Annotated in this window: 5 protein-coding genes; all 5 read left to right on the top strand. The window is 60.4% G+C overall.

The annotated features are described in order from the left end of the window. The coding region (locus I8N66_RS37040; protein ID WP_291164570.1) for a 4Fe-4S dicluster domain-containing protein at positions 1-296 on the top strand (296 nt) is incomplete at its 5' end. Between the two features lie 342 nt (positions 297-638). Next, the gene (locus I8N66_RS37035; protein ID WP_291165499.1) at positions 639-995 is read left to right on the top strand and encodes a helix-turn-helix domain-containing protein; all 357 of its coding nucleotides are present in this window, start codon (positions 639-641) and stop codon (positions 993-995) included. Continuing rightward, positions 979-1,482: an SRPBCC family protein gene (locus I8N66_RS37030; RefSeq protein ID WP_223737145.1), complete on the top strand. Its 504-nt coding sequence runs from the start codon at positions 979-981 to the stop codon at positions 1,480-1,482. Before I8N66_RS37035 ends, I8N66_RS37030 begins: the two co-directional genes overlap by 17 nt. Positions 1,483-1,770: 288 nt before the next feature. Then, positions 1,771-1,908 (top strand): hypothetical protein, encoded by a 138-nt coding sequence (locus I8N66_RS37025; protein ID WP_291165495.1) that lies wholly within the window; start codon positions 1,771-1,773, stop codon positions 1,906-1,908. 448 nt (positions 1,909-2,356) lie between these two features. Then, the coding region (locus I8N66_RS37020; RefSeq protein WP_291165501.1) for a helix-turn-helix transcriptional regulator at positions 2,357-2,833 on the top strand (477 nt) is incomplete at its 3' end.

Here is a 2,833-nt window from a genome sequence, read left to right as displayed (position 1 = left end):
GGCTGTCCTCGGTGTTCCTGTCGAACACCAACCACGAGGAGGATCAGCCGGTCCACCTGCAGGTGAAGGATATGGAGCTGCAGAAGCGCTCCGAGCACGACATCTATGCCGGCCCGTCGACGCGCTACTGTCCGGCCGGGGTCTATGAATGGGTGGAGAAGGACGGCAAGGACGTCTTCGTCATCAACGCGCAGAACTGCGTGCACTGCAAGACCTGCGACATCAAGGACCCGAACCAGAACATCAACTGGGTGCCGCCGCAAGGAGGCGAAGGCCCGGTCTATCCGAACATGTAAGGGCGGTAACACGTTTCTAAAAATTCAGATTGCTGGCTCCCGACTGGCGTGAGTCCGGCAGGTCCCGCCACGGCTACCCCTTCGAATTCTACCTTACAAACCTAGACGACAAGAGTCGGCGTTCAGCCGGTCTGCATGTGCTGGCTGACTTGCTCCGGCAGCATCGGAAGTGGCTCGATTCAAAGCGATCACCAGCTAGGCTCCGGCCGTTGAGGACGTCGACGTTGCTGCGGATCGTCTCCGGAAGGCGAATACGCGTTTGTCGCCCTGACGAGCGCGTTTGCTTGCGGGAAATCTGACCACGCTTGCGTTTCCGGCCCGAGCAGGCTAAAACTGAACTATATGGTTCAGTATTTAAGTCCTACCCTCGATCTTGCCTTCGCGGCGCTGTCCGATGCGACCCGCCGCGGGATCATCGATCGGCTCGGGCGAGGGGACGCGTCGATCACCAGTCTTGCGGACACGTTCCAGATGACGCTGACCGGCATGAAGAAACACGTCCAGATCCTCGAGCGGGCGGGGCTCGTCGTCACGCAGAAGATCGGACGGGTGAGAACCTGCAAGCTTGGGAAACGCGGCCTGCAGGCGGAGGCCGAGTGGATCGAAGCGCATCGCAAGCTCTTCGAGGCTCGCTTCGAAGCATTGGACGAAATCATCGGCGAAATGAAGCTGGAGGGAAGCGATGACACATCAAGCTGACAGGGCAGGTGGCGCGCAGAACCGCACGTCAGTCGAGCGCAAAGGGGATCGTGAACTGGTCGTAACACGGACATTCGACGCGCCGCCGAGCACGGTTTACAGGGCGTGGAGCCAGCCCGAGCTGTTCCAGCGCTGGTGGGTGCCAAAATCGGCTACCGGCGTTTCGCTCGTATCGTGCGATATGGACGTCCGCGCGGGTGGTAAATATCGGCTGGAATTCGGCGCCGGCGGTTCGGACACCATGGCCTTCTACGGCAAGTATATAGAGGTGGTGCCGAACGAGCGCATCGTCTGGACCAACGAAGAAGGCGAAGAAGGCGCAGTCACGACCGTAACTTTCGAGGACCAGGGCGGGAAGACGCTGCTGATTTTCCACGAAATCTATCCGTCCAAGGAGGCACTTGAGGAAGCCCTTCAGGGCTCGGCGACCGCATTGCCGGAGCAGCTGGAACAGCTCGACGAATTGCTTTCCAGCAAAGGCGAGTAGCGCGGTTCAGGAAACTCTCCTTGGGGGAGCGCATGCCCTTGGGGCGTGACACCACCGGCCCGTCGGCCCGGATTGGGGGGGGCGAAGCGGCCCATCCCGTGAGAAGCCAAATGGATGAGTTGGCGCCATTGCCTCGGTGGTTGGTGGGGTCAATGTCTATCGGTTGTGTCTCTTCGTTTCAGTAACGTGCTCGTTCGGATACAGGGTTTGGTTGAAAGTTGTGTCGCCAGGTTGTCCGGGCAGTCGCCAACGACTATCTGTGCGGCAGCCAAGAAAGGATCAAACCCAATGCGTATTGTCACATTCCTGCTCGTACTCTCCGCGCTCGCCGGATGCTCCCAGACCGGCGGCGGTGCGAGCAGTGTCAGACAGGACTACTACGGTGGCGACGGCGGTTTCTATGCTGGCGCGGTTGCCCCGCGCTGAAGCGGCGCTGGCGGCGCTGCCAGTGCATTGCTGATCGCCGTCAAACTCCGACAGCGGGTGAGGGATGACCAGCCGAATTGGCTTGCATGACCGGTGCCGCCTGATCCTCGACCGTAGTGGCGCAGAACGCCGCCATGGCGACACTGTATGGACAGCAAAGTTACTTTCTGAGGCTCGAAGTACCTGCGGATTTCGTCTGCCTCATTTTGTTCCTGTGTCGATATCGAACGCGCTCGAGCACGGCGCTTGGAGGACTGTCGATCAGGATAGACGGCAGCCGTGCCGCTCGGGCCCCCGTTGGCGTTAGCTGAGAAGTAGCATTGCCTTGCCAAGGAACACCTTGAAGGTGCTTGGCTCGGCAAGCCTCTTGGCCGAGGTCATATCTGGACATCGGTCATTTGAAGGAATTATGATTGCAACTCGATCAATGCGATACTCACACATGAATATGGCCAAGTCGCCTTTGCCGCCCGAAGGCGGCCGGGAGGAAAAGATCCAGTCGAATCCCGTGCGGCTCGGCGGGCGGTTGAAGCTTGCCCGGCAGACGCGCGGCCTGACCCTGAAGGCTTTGGCGCAGGCGGCGGATTGTTCCGAGAGCCTGCTTTCCAAGATCGAGAACGGCAAGGCCTCCCCCTCTCTTCCTATGCTGCACAGGCTGGTGCAGGCGCTCGATTCCAATATCGGCTGGATGTTTGAGGAAACAGACGGCGAGGAAGGGGTCGTGTTTCGTGCTGGCACGCGGCCGCATATCGCCCTTGACCCGCTTCGGCGCGGCGAGGGCATCTCGCTCGAGCGCATCATTCCCTATTCGACCGGCCATCTTCTCCAGTGCAACATCCACCATATCGATGCGGGCGGCCAGAGCGCGGGCCCGATCCAGCACGTGGGCGAAGAAGTCGGCTACGTGCTGGTCGGCGACATCGAG

The sequence above is a fragment of the Ensifer sp. SSB1 genome, from assembly GCF_016652895.1.
Taxonomy (GTDB): Bacteria; Pseudomonadota; Alphaproteobacteria; order Rhizobiales; family Rhizobiaceae; genus Ensifer.
Note: the sequence above shows the minus strand (reverse complement) of the source record. Positions and strands in the feature narration are given on the sequence as shown.

Bases quoted from the DNA above. Each gene is read 5' to 3' on its own strand.
- I8N66_RS37025 (WP_291165495.1), top strand. From the start codon at position 1,771: ATGCGTATTGTCACATTCCTGCTCGTACTCTCCGCGCTCGCCGGATGC.
- I8N66_RS37030 (WP_223737145.1), top strand. From the start codon at position 979: ATGACACATCAAGCTGACAGGGCAGGTGGCGCGCAGAACCGCACGTCA.
- I8N66_RS37035 (WP_291165499.1), top strand. From the start codon at position 639: ATGGTTCAGTATTTAAGTCCTACCCTCGATCTTGCCTTCGCGGCGCTG.